Annotated in this window: 14 protein-coding genes; 8 read left to right on the top strand and 6 right to left on the bottom strand. The window is 61.2% G+C overall.

Annotated features, from left to right (window positions below):
- Window positions 1-13: 13 nt before the first annotated feature.
- The 4 genes from mgtE to EOC93_RS10170 all read right to left on the bottom strand — a co-directional run bounded on the left by mgtE (window position 14) and on the right by EOC93_RS10170 (window position 6,846).
- Entirely contained in the window at window positions 14-1,378 is a 1,365-nt protein-coding gene (mgtE, locus tag EOC93_RS10185; protein WP_127204532.1) for a magnesium transporter, read from the bottom strand.
- A 357-nt stretch (window positions 1,379-1,735) separates the two neighbouring features.
- On the bottom strand, window positions 1,736-3,622 hold the full coding sequence (locus EOC93_RS10180; protein WP_164759105.1) for an ABC transporter ATP-binding protein/permease: 1,887 nt from the start codon (window positions 3,620-3,622) through the stop codon (window positions 1,736-1,738).
- 606 nt (window positions 3,623-4,228) lie between these two features.
- Window positions 4,229-4,909 carry a DsbA family protein gene (locus EOC93_RS10175; RefSeq protein WP_127204530.1) on the bottom strand — a complete coding sequence of 227 codons (681 nt, stop codon included), beginning with the start codon at window positions 4,907-4,909 and terminating at the stop codon, window positions 4,229-4,231.
- 116 nt (window positions 4,910-5,025) lie between these two features.
- Window positions 5,026-6,846 carry an extracellular solute-binding protein gene (locus tag EOC93_RS10170; RefSeq protein WP_127204529.1) on the bottom strand — a complete coding sequence of 607 codons (1,821 nt, stop codon included), beginning with the start codon at window positions 6,844-6,846 and terminating at the stop codon, window positions 5,026-5,028.
- A 231-nt stretch (window positions 6,847-7,077) separates the two neighbouring features.
- Here EOC93_RS10170 and EOC93_RS10165 point away from each other — a divergent pair, with 231 nt between their 5' ends.
- Complete coding sequence (locus tag EOC93_RS10165) at window positions 7,078-7,707, top strand: invasion associated locus B family protein (protein ID WP_095486806.1); 630 nt, start codon at window positions 7,078-7,080, stop codon at window positions 7,705-7,707.
- A 98-nt stretch (window positions 7,708-7,805) separates the two neighbouring features.
- Here the strand turns inward: EOC93_RS10165 and hspQ are convergent, their stop codons facing one another.
- Window positions 7,806-8,129: a heat shock protein HspQ gene (gene hspQ, locus EOC93_RS10160; RefSeq protein WP_164547210.1), complete on the bottom strand. Its 324-nt coding sequence runs from the start codon at window positions 8,127-8,129 to the stop codon at window positions 7,806-7,808.
- 206 nt (window positions 8,130-8,335) lie between these two features.
- Window positions 8,336-9,547 (bottom strand): UbiH/UbiF family hydroxylase, encoded by a 1,212-nt coding sequence (locus EOC93_RS10155; RefSeq protein ID WP_127204528.1) that lies wholly within the window; start codon window positions 9,545-9,547, stop codon window positions 8,336-8,338.
- 106 nt (window positions 9,548-9,653) lie between these two features.
- Here EOC93_RS10155 and EOC93_RS10150 point away from each other — a divergent pair, with 106 nt between their 5' ends.
- The 7 genes from EOC93_RS10150 (at window position 9,654) to EOC93_RS10120 (ending at window position 16,778) form a co-directional block, all read left to right on the top strand.
- Window positions 9,654-10,550 carry a DUF2182 domain-containing protein gene (locus EOC93_RS10150; protein ID WP_127204527.1) on the top strand — a complete coding sequence of 299 codons (897 nt, stop codon included), beginning with the start codon at window positions 9,654-9,656 and terminating at the stop codon, window positions 10,548-10,550.
- A 14-nt stretch (window positions 10,551-10,564) separates the two neighbouring features.
- Entirely contained in the window at window positions 10,565-11,179 is a 615-nt protein-coding gene (locus tag EOC93_RS10145) for a DUF1326 domain-containing protein (RefSeq protein WP_095486803.1), read from the top strand.
- On the top strand, window positions 11,176-11,994 hold the full coding sequence (pcsA, locus tag EOC93_RS10140) for a phosphatidylcholine synthase (RefSeq protein WP_164547211.1): 819 nt from the start codon (window positions 11,176-11,178) through the stop codon (window positions 11,992-11,994). The genes EOC93_RS10145 and pcsA overlap by 4 nt, the downstream gene beginning before the upstream one ends.
- 35 nt (window positions 11,995-12,029) lie before the next feature.
- Window positions 12,030-13,007 carry a quinone oxidoreductase gene (locus EOC93_RS10135; RefSeq protein ID WP_126106589.1) on the top strand — a complete coding sequence of 326 codons (978 nt, stop codon included), beginning with the start codon at window positions 12,030-12,032 and terminating at the stop codon, window positions 13,005-13,007.
- A gap of 164 nt (window positions 13,008-13,171) precedes the next feature.
- Window positions 13,172-14,749, top strand: a complete 1,578-nt coding sequence (locus EOC93_RS10130) for an ABC transporter ATP-binding protein (protein ID WP_164547212.1) — start codon at window positions 13,172-13,174, stop codon at window positions 14,747-14,749.
- A complete protein-coding gene (locus EOC93_RS10125; RefSeq protein ID WP_126106591.1) occupies window positions 14,746-15,858 on the top strand; it encodes an ABC transporter permease in 1,113 nt (370 codons plus the stop codon). The genes EOC93_RS10130 and EOC93_RS10125 overlap by 4 nt, the downstream gene beginning before the upstream one ends.
- Window positions 15,858-16,778, top strand: a complete 921-nt coding sequence (locus EOC93_RS10120; RefSeq protein ID WP_095486799.1) for an ABC transporter permease — start codon at window positions 15,858-15,860, stop codon at window positions 16,776-16,778. Before EOC93_RS10125 ends, EOC93_RS10120 begins: the two co-directional genes overlap by 1 nt.
- Window positions 16,779-16,820 lie beyond the last annotated feature (42 nt).

Genomic DNA, 16,820 nt, shown 5'->3' with positions numbered 1-16,820 from the left:
AGCGCGAGAGTTGTTACAGCAGCGTGCCGCGCAGGATCACCAGCGCCACCGAAAAATAGATCACCAATCCGGTGACATCGACAAGCGTGGCGACGAACGGGGCCGACGCGCTGGCCGGATCGAAGCCGATCCGCTTCAGGGCGAACGGCAGCATCGATCCCGACAGCGAGCCGAAGGTGACGATCCCGACCAGTGCAGCACCGACGGTTGCGGCGATCAGTTGCCAGTGCGGGCCGTAATCATAGAGGCCTAGATACTGCCACAACGTGATGCGGCAGACGCCGACGACGCCGAGGATCGATCCAAGCACCAGTCCGGCCGGCAGTTCGCGCAGGGCCACCCGCCACCAGTCGTCAAGGCCGATCTCGCGTAACGCCAGCGCTCTGATGACCAGAGAGGTCGCCTGCGAGCCGGAATTGCCGCCGGAGCTCATGATCAGCGGAATGAACAGGGTCAGCACAACAGCCTTCTCCAACTCGCCTTCATAGCTCTGCATCGCATTGGCCGTCAGCATCTCGCTGATGAACAGCGCGCACAACCAGCCGGCGCGTTTCTGGATCATGGCGAGAAAACTCATCTTCATGTAGGGCTCTTCCAGAGCCTCCATGCCGCCGAAACGATGGACGTCCTGCGTCGTCTCTTCGATCATCGTGTCGATGATGTCGTCGACGGTGACGATGCCGAGTATCTCCCCGTTCTCGACGACCGGGACAGCGAGCAGGTCATATTTGGAGATGAGGTGCGCAACCTTTTCGCGGTCGGTCAGCGGCGAAACGGTCACCGGCAAGCGATCTGGAGCGATCGCCACGATCGGATCGTCCGGCTCGCCGGTGATCAGCCGGCGCAGCCCGGTCGAGCGCACGAGGACGTGCGTCCGCGGGTCGACGACATAGATCGCGTAGACGGTCTCGCGGGTCCGCTCCACTTTGCGGATATGGTCCAGCGTACGGCCCACGGTCCAGTCCGAGGGCACGCTGACATATTCCGTCGTCATGATGGAGGCGGCGCTGCCTTCGGGATAGCCAAGAATCGTTAGCAGCGTCGCGCGCAACGGCGGCGCGAGGCCGTCGAGCAGCTCGCTACGTGCCGGCTCCGCCAGATCGCGCGATATGTCGGCGGCGCGGTCGACCGACATGGCGGCGAGGAGTCTACCCGCTTTGACACGAGGCAGCGCCTCGACGAGCTCGGACGCGCCATCAAGCTCGGGCTGGTCGAATATCTCGACCAGCCGCTCGAAGGGCACTTCACAGAGCAGTTCCGTCGCTGTTTCGCGAGGCTCCCGGTTCAGTGCCTCGACAATGTCGGCGACATGATCGTTTGCGAGGATACGGGCGATCGCGGTGGCATCGCCGCGCGCTACGAGGGAAGATTCGTTCATGGCTCACTCCTTGCCGCCCGGCAGGACGTGAACCGGTCAGGTCACGTTCAGGCGGACGGCGGTTGCGTTCGACTGTGACTGTCGCCAGGCATGGCGCGGTGACCTTTCTGCTCGCGGGTCAAGGCATGACCCCGAAAATCGAATTCGGCTTTCGGAAGAGGATCATGCCCAAAATCAAAAGTGCTACAGCGTCATTTGCGCTGCAAGCTGGCGGAACATAGGAGGGCGCCCGGCCGAGTCAATCGCAATGGCGGCTGAAAACGGCTGCGGATGGGTCAGATGGCAAGACTGTGATCGCTGTCGGATGCGCTGCGGCGAGGCAGGACCCGACAATGGGCATCAATCGTCATGTCGCCGCTATTTCTGCCTGATGCGGCGAGGGAAGCGCAGCCATTTTTCCTCGACCGGCCTTGGGTGCGCGAGGATGGTGGTGAGCTCGACCGGCAGGCTTGGCGCCAACGGCTTCTTGGTCGCGACACCGTCCGCGATGGTAACGATGCTGTGGTAGAATTCGGCGCCCGAAAGCGACCTTGGCGGCACGGCCTCGTGCATGATTGAGATCACCGTGACGTCTGGACAATTGTCCTTGATCGCCTGATGGAAAGCGATCTTCCCTTCGGGATCGAGCGCGCCGGTCGCTTCGTCGAGGAACAGCAGGCCCGGCTGTTGCAGGACGATACGAGCGACAACCAGCTTCTGTTTCTGGCCACCCGAAAGCACCTGGTCCCAGTTCATTCCCTCGCGGCTTTCATCAGCCATGTGTTCGATGAAATCGCCAAGGCCCGCTCTGTGCAGAGCCGACGCAACCTGCGCGTCGGTGTGATCGTGCTCTGAGCCGGGCAGGCAGACCAGTTGCTTCAGCGAGACCTGCTGCAGCTTGACCTCCTGGGCGGCATAGAAACTTTCGACCCCTTCCGGGAATACGATGGTACCGCGGCCATAGGGCCACAAGCCGTTGATCGCCTTGATCAGCGATGTCTTGCCGCAGCCTGATTCACCCTTCAGGAACGTCCACTCGCCGCGTCGGAAGCGCAAATTCGCGGCGCTCAGGAAGGGCGAGGCGTCCTCGCCCTGATGGGTCAGCTCCAGCTTCTGGATGGTCAAGCCGAAAACCGGGTTTTGGCGGTCGTAGCGGAAATCGGAGTAGCCGGTGAGACTGTAGAATTCCTGCGGATGCTGGACATTTTCGATCGCGTTGGCGAGTTCAGTCACGCGTTGGCTGTTAGCCCGCAGCGCCGCGATGGAAGGCATGACATGGATGAACCACGAGCATTGACTGATCAGCGAGTTGACCATCTCTGAGCCGGTTATGTAGCCCTTGAGGTCGAAACGGTTGTGGATGTAAGGCACGAGGCCCGGCCCATAGGCGACAATGCGGGCGCCGATGAAATTGTAGATCAGCTCGAACGAACGGTAGCCGGTGTTGACGATGTTCAGCCGCGCCCAGGTGCGGTCGATGTCGACATAAAGCCGGTCGTGCATCGTCTTTTGCACATTTTCGCCCTGTGACGCGGCGACGTGGAAACTACGGCGCAGGAACGTGGTCAGCTCGCCGCGATAACTGCCTTCGGACTGCTGCATCCTGATATTGAGCCGTTCCAGCAGTCTGCCGACCTTCACCGCGATCCAGGTGTTCAGTGGCACGTATATGGCGACCGCCAGGAAAGCCAGGACCGCGCTGCCATAGCTGCCGAGGAACTCAAGCCCTTTCACCTCTACCGAGGTTTCAAGCAGTTTCTGGCCGACGAAATAAAGCGATGTGGCGACAGCCATGACCCCAATGGCGAGGCCGATGGCTCCGCCGGTCATGTCCTTGATCGATTCCTGGACGCGCTGGTCGATGTTGTCGGGAGCGGCGGCGCCGGAGGACCCATGCTGGGCGTGGAAATGCGTATGGTTGGTGTCGAGAAGCGCTTCGTTGAAACGGCTGTCCAGCCAGCCGCGCCATTTGCGATGCAGCGTCGCCGAGACAAAGGTGCGGATGCCGGTAAAGCCCGCGTCCTTGAGCACGACCAGAAGGATGAGCATGCCGGCGTTGGTAAGCAGCGATGCGAGCGGCGTGGTGTTCGCGGCATCGTGATAAAAGGCAATCGAGTTGACCAGTTCCCCGGATGCTTCGGCGAACCAGACGCCAGCCTTGCTGGAGAGCGCGGTGAATAGCGCGATGACCAGCGTTAGCGTCCAGGCCTCCACCCAGCGGTCCGAGAACCAGTAGGCCCGCATCAGTCCCCAGAAGCTGCGCATCGAGGAAACCGGTGTCAGGAGCGGCGGCCTTGCGGCACCGCGGAGCCATTTTTCCGATATTGAATGTCGCTCTGGTCTACCGACCCGAATCACTATCCGCCCAAACCTCTTTTAGTTTTGTTACAGACAGTAACACCAATTGATCATTTTCCATTATCTTTTCTCGGCCTACCGGTGGATTGACCCACTCGGCGTTGCCATCAAGCAACAGAATTCAGGACCGCCATGTCATGCGGTCTCGTTCCCGAAGGCATATTGTCCCTATAATTTCAATGGCTTGTCGGCCCACATATGCGAACGCGAGCACTTTCCCTTAGGGAAGCCCTTCACACAGCTTTGTGAAAAGTCGATCAGCCGATTTTATGCTGCGGAAGACAGAGGCGCGCAAAAACGTGCCGTCTTCGACACGTCTTTGTTGGCATGTCGACCTGGCGGCGGCCGAAAAAGTGACCGGAAATGGCGCTGGCTGAAGCGCTGCTGCAGCGATGTCGCCAAGCTCGCCCACGGAAACAGCCGGAGCTAGGGGCCGTTTCCTGCAAGTCAGCCAGCCAAGGGATTGACCCGCACCAGCAGCAACGGCCACCGATTTTTAAGGTGACGGTGTATTCAGTTCGCCTTCTCCATCTCACCCCGCGCCTTGGCCGCCGCAACCTGGCGAATGGCGTCGGTGAGCGTATCGATGTCTTGCGCGCCCATCACCGCATACTTGCCTTCAAGCAGGAAGCACGGCACGCCCGTAATGCCCATGTGCGAAGCGGTGGCGATTTCGGTGCGCACCGCCTCGACATCGGCGTCCGTCGGCAAAAGCGTCTCGACCACGGATGCATCCATGCCGGCCTCGCGGGCGGCGTTGATCAGCACGAGATGGTCGCCGAGATTGGCGCCTTCCTCGAAATTCAACTGGAACAGACGTCGCACCAGCCGGTTCTGCACGACCTCGCCGACGGCACCAGCCCAGCGGATGACACGGTGCGCGTCCAGCGTGTTGGGCGCGACCTTGATGGCGGCGAAGGCGAAGTTGATCCCCTCGGCTTCGCCCAGTGGCTCGATGCGGGCGTGGATCTCGCGGATGCGTTCGTCGCTGCCGAACTTGGCCACCATGTATTCGCGGCGATCCTTGCCTTCGGGGGGGATGGTCGGGTCGAGCTGGAACGGCCGCCAGCGTATATGCACGTCGATATCGCTTGCCGCGGCAATCGCCTTGTCGAGCCGCTTCTGGCCGATGAAGCACCACGGGCAGACGACGTCGGACACGACGTCGACGGTGATGGAGTTCAGTTCGCTCATCATGATCTCCTGTCAGGAGGGGAAGCTTTTCTTTTGGGCATGACCTCATCCGGAGGTCGGCAAGCAGAACCGGGGGTCTAGTTTTCGCTGACGCGGACCTTCGGTTCGGATTGTGTTCAGTTCGCCTTGCGCCACCACGTCGGCAGTCGATAGCCTGATATGGGCGTCTTTTCAGGATGTTCCAGGTAGCTCCAGTAGGCAAGCCATTGCTGCGTGTTGTGCTGCATCGGAACCATGTAGTTGCCGGAGATCAGCAACCTGTCGAGAACCCGGACGGCGGCAACATAATCTTCGCGGCTGCGGGCGTCGAGCATCGCCGTAAGTGCGGCATCTATTGCCGGATCGGCGACGCCGGCGAGGTTGAATGACCCTTCGGCATTGGCGGCAGCGGATCCCCAGCGCCCGACCTGCTCGATGCCGGGCGACAGCGAGTTCTCGAAGCCGCTGGTGCCGATCAGCACCTCGAAATCGAAACGTTGCTTGCGCGACTGGATCTGGTCGCCGTCAAGGCTGCGGATGGTGACATCGATGCCGATCTTCGCCAGCGTGCGCTGGTAGATGGCGGCAAGACGCTCCTCGTTCTGCGAGGCGGTCAGGATCTCGAAGCCGAAGGGTTTCCCCTCTGGATCGTGCATCGCTCCATCCTGCAAGGTATAACCCGCGCCTTTCAATATATCGAACGCGGCCTTCAGCACCTTGCGGTCCTGACCCGAGCCGTCGGCGACGGGTGGCCGCCAGGTACCGTCCATGACATCGGCCGGCACACGGCCCGGGTAGGGTGCCAGAAGCGCCTTTTCCCTATCGTCGGCCGGATGGCCGAGCGCGGAAAGCTCGGAATTCTGCCAATAGCTCATGGTGCGCATGTACTTGCCGCCGAACAAGTTCTTGTTGGCCCATTCGAAGTCGTAGAGCATGCCGAGCGCGCGTCGAACGACCGGACTGGAAAACTTCGGCAGCCGTGTATTGAACAGGAACCCCGTCACCACTGGCGGGATGCCGGTGTCGAACGTTTCGGCGATCACGTCGCCCTTGTGGAAGGCCGGGAAGTTGAGATCGCGCTCGCGCTTGACCGGATCGCTGTCGTCATCGATGGCGCAAATGCCTTTCTTGAAAGCTTCCAGCTTGGCGTTGGCGTTGAGGAAATATTCGATGGTGATCTGGTCGTAATTATCGAAACCGCGCTTGGTGGGGATGTCCTTGCCCCAATAATCTGGGTTGCGCTTGAACACGATCCGCTGGCCGGGCGCCACCTGCGCCACGGTGTACGGGCCACTGCCGATCACAGGTTTCAGCGTGGTCCTGTCGAACGTCTCCTTGTTGAAAGCGTGCTTCGGCAGAATTGGCGTCAGCGCGATAATCAACGGAGTCTCGCGGTTGGCCTTGTCGTTGAATGTAAAGCGCACGCTGCGGTCGTCGATTTTTTCGAGTTTGGCGACCATGCTCATACGGGCGCTGTAGGGTGGCCGGCCTTTTTCGGTAAAGACGTCGTAAGTGAATAGCACGTCTTCCGCAGTCACCGGCTGGCCATCCGACCACTTGGCCCTGGGATCCAGGTGGAATTCGATGCTCTTGCGCTCTGGATCCATGTCGGCAGTGTCGGCAAGCAGGCCGTAAAGACTGAACGCTTCATCGTCATTGCGCTGCATCAGCGGCTCGAAGACGAGATTACCGAAGATCTTATCCATCATTCCGCGCGCCGTCGTGCGCAGGCTCTTCAAGATGAACGGGTTGAGATTGTCGAAGCTGCCGACGACGCAATAGGTGATGCTGCCGCCTTTGGGCGCATCGGGATTGACGTAGTTGAAATGCGTATAGTCGGCCGGCAGCGCCGGCTCGCCTTGCATGGCAATCGCGTGTTTCGGCTCCGACAGAGCTGGCTGAAGCGAAAGGGTGATAGACGAGATCGCGGCGATCAGCCAAACAAGAACGCGGCCCATGACCGTCTCCTTACTGGGTCGGCTTGATGATTCGGAGCGCACCCTAACATGAGCCGGCCACCTGGCGGCCAATCGCGAGTTCAAGAATTGCGAGTATCGGGCTGGATTCGGCACCACTTGCGGTGTAACACGCCGTCCGAGTCATTCTGTTGCCTCATTTTGGCAACAGGTAGCTGGACCACACGGCGCGAAGAAGCCGGCCCTGGGATTATTTGAGAGGAAGTTCACGATATGACGAGCCTGAACAGCAACGCGTACCGCCTGTCGGTCCTGGCCGCTGGCGTGGTCGGCTTTTTGGGCGCACAACTTCCTGCTGCTTTTGCGCAGCAGCAACAGCAGATTCCGCAGGGCTGGTTCAAAGCCTGCACCAAGCAGGAAGACGTCGACATCTGCAATGTCCAAAACATCACCACTGCCGGCAACGGCCAGCTCGTCACCGGCGTCAGCCTGATCGAGTTGAAGGGCAAGGTAAACCGCAAGGTGTTTCAGGTGACGGTTCCGACCGGTCGCCTGGTTCCTCCCGGCATTGGCCTTCAGATCGATACCGGGAAGGCGCAGAAGCTCGATTATGTGATCTGCTTCCCCGACCGCTGCGTGGCGGAAGTGCCGCTGACCGACCAGCTCGTCGCCTCCTTCAAGAAGGGTTCGAACCTGACGCTGACCTCGGTCAATTTCCAGAACCAGCCGAACCCGATCAAGATCGCGCTGACCGGCTTCAGCGGCGCCTTCGACGGGCCGCCGCTGCAGCAGTCGGATATCGAGGATCGGCAGAAGAAGCTTCAGGATTTTGTTGCCAAGAACAACCAGGACTTCGCCAAGAAGCTCAAGGAAGAGCAGGACAAGGCGAAGACCGCCAACTGATCGCGCTCAAGCGAACAAGAAAAAAGCGGGGTCATGCCCCGCTTTTTTCGTTCCGGCCGGCCATTTCTGATCCCGGTCAGGCGCGCAATCTCGTCATGTCAATGTCTTGACTGGCGTCTCGGCGCGTAGCGCCCGTCCGGTCTCTTGTCGAACATCTCGCCGATCTGCGGATGCCGCACCGGTTCGCCAGACTGATCCTCGAGCAGGTTCTGCTCAGACACATAGGCGATGTATTCCGTTTCCGAATTCTCGGCGAGCAAATGGTAGAAGGGCTGGTCCTTGCGCGGCCGCACATCCGCGGGGATCGCCTCGTACCATTCGTCGGTGTTGGCGAACTGAGGGTCGACATCGAAAATGATGCCGCGGAACGGAAACAGCCGGTGGCGAACCACCTGTCCGATCGAGAATTTGGCTGTCTTCATCGTACTCACCACTAAGTCCCGGGAATGCCGTGCGGCCTTGGAATGCGCAGACTCCCTAAGACCTTGAATTTACGCATTACGCTACAAAAATCGAGCCCGACTTTAGGGCTGATGCCTGGCTCTATTTGGCGCAGACGCCGCGTCAATTCAATGCCGAAGCGCTTGACGCCCCGTCAATCTACGGGCTAGCCCCGCCCGAGGGCGTGCTACCGCCGGATTTGTTTCCTTAATCCGCCGGCGAGCGCCGCAAAACCACTGCCGGGCAGCAAGCCCTCGCGCATGAAAAAGGCGCGCAGCGGCGCGAAGCCGCCGAGCACGCCGAGGCCGGCACTTCGGGCCATCTGTGCCGGCAGCATGTCCGAGAGCAGCGACTTGTTGAGCAGGTTGACCGCGCTGCTGCGTGCCACAATGTCGGGCCGACGCCTGAAATCATAAGCTGCAAGTGCCTTGACGGCGCCTGGATCGGGCCTGTTTTCGCAAGCAATTCCAATCAGATCGTCGATGTCCCTGATACCAAGGTTGAGACCTTGCGCGCCAATCGGCGGGAACACATGGGCGGCTTCGCCGACAAGCGCCACCCGGTTACGCGCGAAGCACCGCGGCGTCACGCCCGAAAGCGGGTAGATCTGCCGGCCGGGCTCGACAGACACCCGGCCCAGCATCGATTGCATCCGCAGTTCGACCCGCGTCGAAAGCGTCGCGTCGTCCAATGCGGCGAGTTCCTTCGCTGTTTCCGGTTCTACCACCCAGACAAGGCTGGACCGGTTGCCGGGCAGGGGAACCTGGGTGAACGGACCGGTCTCGGTGTGGAATTCGGTCGAGGTGAAAGCGTGATCGCTGCGGTGGCCGAAATTGAGAACCAATGCCGCCTGCGGGTAGGAACGGGCGGATGTCGAGATGCCGGCAGCCTCGCGGGCCGGCGACAGACGCCCGTCGGCAGCGACCGCCAGCGATGCCGCGATCTCACTGCCGTCAGACAGGACCGCATGGGCATGATCGGCGTCGAGGCGCCAGCTCTCCACCATCAATTTTCGCCATTCGATGCCGGAATGCGCGGCAACAGCCCCGGCAAGCGCGGGGTTGAGCGCGCTGTTGGGTAAATTCAGCCCGAACTGCTCCTCGCCGATTTCGCTGGCGCGAAAAATGACCACCGGGCTGCGGATCAGCCGGCTGGTTGCATCGACGATGCGCATCACCTTCAGCGCTGCGGCCTGGGATCTCACCTCGTCGAGGACGCCCAACCGCTCAAGCATCTTCAGGGCCGGGTTCATCAAGGCCGTCGTTCTGCCGTCTTGGCTATTTGCCTCAGGTCCGACGAGCGTCACCGGAAAGCCGGCATCTGCGAAGCCAAGCGCCGCAATCAGCCCTGCCGGGCCGCTGCCGGCAACCAGTATCCGTGCTGTCTCCCGATGGTCCAAATTCGGCTTCCCGGTTGCGAGGCGAGGCGGTCGGTCCGACCTGATAGGCATATAGGTCAGATCATGCGGCTTGATCAACGCGGCGATTCGGCCCATTCGATTTGCCATGACCGGCCAAGACCATGATTTCAGCCATCTCGACCGTGTCGGCCGTGCCACGGCAAGCGTCTCGCGCAATCCTCGACTGACGGTGAACATCGTCTTGGGGGCAGGCGTCCTCCTGGCATGGCTGCTTCTTGGCGCCATGGCGATACGTGGCGCCGAAAGCCGGGTTCCCGGCATCGATGCACCCGGCGACACGATGCTCAGATATCTGCCGGAGCTGCCGCTGCCGGATTTTCTCGAGCGCTTCTTCACCCTTTGTCTCGCACCCGCGCCGCTCGACGGAGGCGTCGGCGCGCAGGCCGGAGCGCTCATCGTCATGTGGTTCCTGATGGCGATCGCCACCATGCTGCCCTCGGCGGCGCCGATGATCCGTACCTATTGCGAGATCGCCGATACTGCGCGGATCAAGGGCGAACCGGTCGTCCATCCGCTGGTCCTGGTCGCCGGTTACCTCAGCGTGTGGTTGGCTGCGTCGGTAGTGTTTGCGGCGCTGACGCTCGCCGTCCACACCTTCGCCTCATCTGTGCAGATGCTCGATCCAGTGGTCGGAGCGACCGGAGCAGCCGCGCTTTTGGTTGCCGGCCTCTACCAGTTCAGCGGCCTGAAGGAAGCCTGCCTGACAAAATGCAAAAACCCGTTCTCGATCCTGTTTTCGAACTGGAGCGCGAGGCCCGACCGCATTTTCCGGCTCGGCATGGAGCAAGGCGTCTGGTGCCTCGGCTGCTGCTGGGCGCTGATGCTGGTGATGTTCGCTGTCGGTGTGATGAACGTGTTCTGGATGGCGCTGATCGGCCTGTTCACCTTGATCGAAAAACAGACGGCGGGCAGGCTGCCAACCCGGGTCGCCGGTGCGATACTGCTTGTCTGGGCAACCGCCCTGCTAGTAGTCTCGGCATAAGGGGAGAGAATTCGATGGCAGATCAAAGCTGGGCAATGAAAGGAGAGCTGGTGCTCTCCTGCAATTGCACGGTTTTTTGCCCTTGCGTGCTGTCTCTCGGCAATCATCCGCCGACCGAGGGCTATTGTCAGACCTGGGCAGGGTTCCGCATCGATGCCGGCCATTTCGGCGAGGTCGACCTGTCCGGTCTCAACCTTGGGCTGGTCATGGAAATCCCCGGCTATATGAGCCGCGGCAACTGGACGGCCGGACTGTTCATCGACAAGCGCGCCTCGGTCTATGCGGTCAAGGCATTGACGAAAATTTTCACCGGCAAGGCCGGCGGAACCACCTCACTGCTCTCCATCTTGGTCGGAAAGTTCCTCGGCGTCGAGCAAGCGCCGATCACTTATGAGACGCGCGACAGGACGCGGGTCTTCCAGATACCGAAAATCATCGATGGGGCGGTGACGCCGATTGCCGGCAAGGACCGCGACAAGGATACGGTGATCAGCAATTCGGAGTACTGGATCGCACCGGAAATCATCGTGGCCAGGTCCGACAAGAGCAAGATGCGGGCCTTCGGCCGCAACTGGAATTTTGCCGGCCGCTCGGCCGAAATCTGCAAGCTGGACTGGCGGGGCCCGTGAGTAAAAAAATAACGGCCAGGAAAATCACGGACAGGATTCCAAGGCCGAAAAAGAAAGTCACGTGGCCGCAGGCACGCGCGTTTTCGGTCCACCTGCTGACCGCGTCGGGGTCGTTCCTGGCATTCCTGTCGCTGGTGGCTGCGAGCGAGCAGCGCTGGACAGCGATGTTCTGGTGGCTGGGACTGGCGCTATTCGTCGACGGTATCGACGGGCCAATCGCCAGGAAACTCGAGGTCAAGGAAATCCTGCCGACGTGGTCGGGCGAACTCCTCGACAACATCATCGACTACGTGACCTACGTGCTGATACCGGCCTTCGCGCTTTATCAGCGTGGCTTCATGGGCGAGGGCCTGTCGTTCCTGTCGGCGGCGATCATCGTGGTATCGAGCGCGATCTACTATGCCGACACCGGCATGAAGACGAAGGAAAATTTTTTCAAGGGGTTTCCGGTGGTCTGGAACATGGTGGTGTTCACGCTGTTCGTCATCGATCCGGGACAATGGGTTTCCTTCGCCGTGGTCGTGGTGGCCGGCATCCTGACCTTCATGCCGATCTATTTCATCCACCCGGTGCGGGTGGTGCGGCTGCGCCCGATCAACCTTGGCATGACGCTGCTATGGTGCGCTTTCGGAGCGCTGGCCCTGGCGCAGGCGGCTCTTGCCGCCTTCTACGACCAGATCGGCGTTTTGGGCGAGCAGGTGAGTGTCTTCACCAAGATCGGCATCACGGTCACCGGGCTTTACCTCGCTTGCATCGGCGGTATCATGCAGCTCTTTCCAAATCTCGGCGCCAAGCCGGATGACAAGAAAGCCTGATCCCCAAGAGCGCCTAATCCCGAGAGAGCCAGAAAATGTCCAAAGCGATCCGTATCCACGCCAATGGCGGTCCGGAGGTTCTGACCTATGAGGACGCCGAGCCGGGCCAACCCGGCTCGGGGCAAATCCTGGTCAGACACACGGCGATCGGCCTCAATTTCATCGACGTCTATCATCGCTCCGGCCTTTATCCGCCGCCAGGCGGTTTCCCGCTTATACCCGGCAGCGAGGCGGCCGGATTGGTGTTGGAAGTGGGCGCGGATATCGACTGGCTGAAGCCGGGCGATCGCATCGCCTACGCCGTGACGACTGGCGCCTATGCCGAGCAGCGCGTGATCGCCGCCGACCGCGTCGTGAAGGTGCCGGACGGCATCAGCGACGAACAGGCGGCCGCCATGATGCTGAAAGGGATGACGGCGGAGTATCTGCTGCGCCGTACCTTCAAGGTGAAAGCGGGCGACACGATCCTGTTTCACGCGGCGGCCGGCGGTGTCGGGCTGATCCTCGGCCAATGGGCAAAGCATCTTGGCGCAACCGTGATCGGCACCGCCAGCTCTACCGACAAGATCGAGCTCGCCAAGGCGCATGGCTTCGACCATGTCATCAACTACCGCGAGCAGGATTTCGTCGCCGGCGTCCTCGCCATCACCGGCGGCAAGAAGTGCGACGTCGTCTATGATTCGGTCGGCAACGACACCTTTCCTGCCTCGCTCGATTGCCTGAAGCCGCTCGGCATGTTCGCCAGCTTCGGTCAATCGTCAGGCCCGGTCCCGCCGTTCAGCATGTCGTTGCTGGCGCAGAAAGGTTCGCTGTTCGCAACCCGTCCGACGCTGTTCGTCTACAACGCCAAACGCGAAGACCTGGAAGCATCCGCCGCCGCGTTGTTCGAAATCGTGCTCAGCGGTGCGGTCAAGATCAAGATCAATCAGCGCTACGCGCTTAGGGATGCCGGCAGGGCGCATTCCGACCTTGAAGGTCGCAGGACGACCGGAACAACCATTCTTACCCCATGAGCCTACGCATGGTGCTTTTCCGAAAATCGATTTCGATTTTCGGGCCGATGCGCTAGGTTTCCGCTGAAATTCTTGAAGCTCTTTCAAGACGGGTGCCGCTTTGCGACGACAGCAGGCCGCGCATACCATGCCTGCGGGAACACAGAACATATCTGGCAAACCAGATGGGAGGCACTGTGAGTGCAAATCAGGACGGCGCAACCCTGCTTGAGGTTCGTGGCCTCACCAAGACGTTCGGCACGCTTACAGCGTGCGACCATGTCGATCTCAACGTCGCGAAAGGCGAAATCCACGCGCTGCTCGGCGAGAACGGCGCCGGCAAGTCGACGCTCGTAAAAATGCTGTTCGGAACACTGGAGCCCAATTCGGGCGAGATTTTCTGGAACGGTCAGGCGGTCACGATCACCAATCCCGGCTTTGCGAAGAAGCTTGGCATCGGCATGGTGTTCCAGCATTTTTCGCTGTTCGAGGCACTGACGGCGGCCGAGAACATCGCCCTGTCATTGGACGACGGTTCGCCGATCAGCACGATTGCCGCGAAGGCGAGGGCGCTTTCCTACAGCTATGGCCTGCCGCTCGACCCGCAATCGCTGGTCGGCGACCTGTCTGTCGGTGAGCGCCAGCGTATCGAGATCATCCGCTGCCTTCTGCAGACGCCGCAGCTCATCATCCTCGACGAGCCGACTTCGGTGCTGACGCCGCAGGAAGCCGACAAACTGTTCGAGACGCTCGAACGGCTGCGCTCGGAAGGAAAGTCCATCCTCTACATTTCGCACCGCCTTGAAGAGGTCAAGCGCATCTGCGACCGCGCCACCGTGCTGCGCCACGGCAAGGTGGTTGGCCATTGCAACCCGCGCAAGGAAACCGCAGCATCACTGGCGCGCATGATGGTCGGCAACGACGTGCAGGCCGTGGTGCGCGCGCCGGCCCAGGGTATCGAGACCGCGCAGCCGCTGCTTGAAATCCGCGCGCTCAGCCGCAAGCCGGCAACGCCGTTCTCGATCCCGCTCAGGAACATCAACTTGACGGTGCGCGCCGGCGAAGTGATCGGCATTGCAGGCGTCGCCGGCAACGGCCAGGGCGAGTTCTTCGAATCCGTTTCCGGCGAGGTGCCGCAGCAGGATACCGCTTCGGTGCGCATCCGCGGCAAGGATGCCGGCGGCCTCAGCATCACCGGCAGGCGGTTGATGGGCGCTGCCTTCGTGCCGGAAGAGCGGCTCGGCCACGGTGCGGCGCCGCGAATGAAGCTCTCGGAAAACCTGCTTCTGTCGCGCCATGCCACCGATGGAAAGGTGTTTGTCGGCGCCGGTGGAATGGTCAAAAGCGATGCAATCTATGCCGCTGCCCAGCGCATCATCAAAGCGATGGATGTGCGCAAGAGCGCTCCGGATCCAGAGGCGGCAGCGCTTTCAGGCGGCAATCTGCAGAAATTCATCGTCGGCCGTGAACTCGACCGCAGGCCAAGCGTGATGGTCGTCAATCAGCCGACATGGGGCGTCGACGCCGGTGCTGCCGCCCACATTCGCCAGACGCTGATCGAACTGGCGCGCAGCGGCTCGGCAGTGCTGGTCATCAGCCAGGATCTCGACGAATTGTTCGAAATATCCGACGCGATCGCGGTGATGCACAATGGCGAATTGTCGAAGCCTTTGCTGATCGCTGAGGCCACGTTCGAAAAGATAGGACTGCTGATGGGCGGGGCCGAGCCCGGCCACGCCGAACACGCTGTGGAGACGTCATGATGCGCCTCGAACTCGTCAAACGGCCACAGCGCTCGATGCTGTTCTCGGCGCTGTCGCCCTTCATTGCATTCGTGTTGACGATCGTTGCCGGCGCCATCCTGTTCGCGCTGCTTGGCGTCAATCCTTTGAAGGCGTTCCAAATTTACTTCATCGAGCCGGTCAGTCAGGTCTGGCAGCTGCATGAGCTGGCGATCAAGGCGGCACCGCTCATTCTGATCGGGGTCGGCCTGTCGGTCTGCTACAGGGCCAATATCTGGAACATCGGCGCGGAAGGCCAATTCATCCTGGGCGGCATCGTCGGCTCGAGCATTCCGGTGCTGTTTCCGCAGTTTGAAGGCCCGCTGGTGCTGCCGCTGATGCTGCTGTTCGGCATGATCGGCGGCGCCGCCTACGCCGCCATTCCGGCTCTGCTCAAAGCGCGCTTCAACACCAACGAGATCCTGACCAGCCTGATGCTGGTCTATGTCGCGCAGCTGTTTCTCGACTGGCTGGTGCGTGGTCCCTGGCGCGATCCGAAGGGTTTCAATTTCCCGCAGACGATACAGTTCAACGACTCGGCCATCTTGCCGGAACTGATGCCGGCCTCTGGCCGCGCCAATTGGGGTTTCGTCTTTGCGCTGGTCGCGGCGGTGCTGGTCTGGATCCTGATGAGCCGCATGCTGAAAGGCTTCGAGGTCCGCGTGCTCGGCTCAAGTCCCAGGGCAGGGCGCTTCGCTGGCTTCGGCATCAACCGGATGGTGTTCTTCGCCTTCATGCTGTCGGGTGCGCTGGCCGGACTTGCCGGCATCTCGGAAGTCTCCGGCGCCATCGGCCAGTTGCAGCCGGTCATTTCGCCCGGCTACGGCTTCACCGCCATCATCGTGGCGTTCCTCGGCCGGCTCAATCCACTAGGCATCGTCGCGGCGGGCCTGGTGCTGGCGCTGACCTATCTCGGCGGCGAGGCGGTGCAAAGCGCGCTCGGCATCTCCGACAAGGTGGCGCGCGTGTTCCAGGGCATGCTCCTGTTCTTCGTGCTCGGCTGCGACACGCTCATTCACTACCGCATTCGTCTGATTGGCTTTGCCGCGCCGAAGCTTGAATCCGCACCGAAGCTGGAGGAGGCCCGCTGATGGACATCACCGTCAACATTCTTTTGACCATCGCAACCGCGGCGACGCCTTTGCTGATCGCGGCGATCGGCGAGCTGGTGGTCGAACGTTCCGGCGTGCTCAATCTCGGTGTCGAAGGCATGATGATCATGGGGGCGGTCGGCGGTTTCGGCGCCGGCTATCTCACCGGATCGCCGTGGATCGGGTTGTTGGCGGCGATCGCCTTGGGTGCGGTGTTTTCGCTGCTGTTCGCCGTCATGACGCTGTCGCTGGCCACGAACCAGGTGGCGACCGGTCTGTCGCTGACATTGCTCGGCCTCGGCCTTTCCGGCATGATGGGCACCAGCTTTGTCGGCCAGCCCGGCGCGAGGCTGCCAAACCTCGACATTCCCGGCCTGACAGCGATCCCGGTCATCGGCAGGTTGTTGTTCGGCCAGGACCCGATCTTCTACATCTCGATCGCATTGACCGCCGCCGTCATGTGGTTCCTGTTCAAGACCCGCACCGGACTCACGCTGCGCTCGATCGGCGACAGCCACACATCGGCCCATGCACTTGGCATCCAGGTCATCCGCTACCGCTATCTCTCAGTGATCTTCGGCGGCGCCTGTGCAGGCCTTGCCGGGGGCCACCTGTCGTTGGTCTATACGCCGCAATGGGTAGAGAACATGACCGCCGGGCGCGGCTGGATCGCGCTGGCGCTGGTCGTGTTCGCATCATGGCGGCCATGGCGGGTGCTGGCCGGCGCCTATATCTTCGGCGCGGTATGGATCGGCCAGCTTCATGCACAGGCTTTTGGCATTCCGGTTCCTTCGCAACTGCTTTCTTCGTTGCCCTATCTGGCAACCATCGTGGTTCTCGTTCTAATCTCGCGCAACAAGCGTTTGACGATGATGAACACACCGGCTTCCTTGGGGCAGCCATTCGTTCCGGATCGTTGATAATAAAAGACAGCCGGGAAGCTCCAGGGCTTAACTCAGAGA

The organism is Mesorhizobium sp. M6A.T.Ce.TU.002.03.1.1 (assembly GCF_003997275.1).
Classification (GTDB): domain Bacteria; phylum Pseudomonadota; class Alphaproteobacteria; order Rhizobiales; family Rhizobiaceae; genus Mesorhizobium; species Mesorhizobium mediterraneum.
The sequence above is the reverse complement of the archived record's forward strand: the minus strand, read 5'-3'. Positions and strand labels throughout refer to the sequence as shown.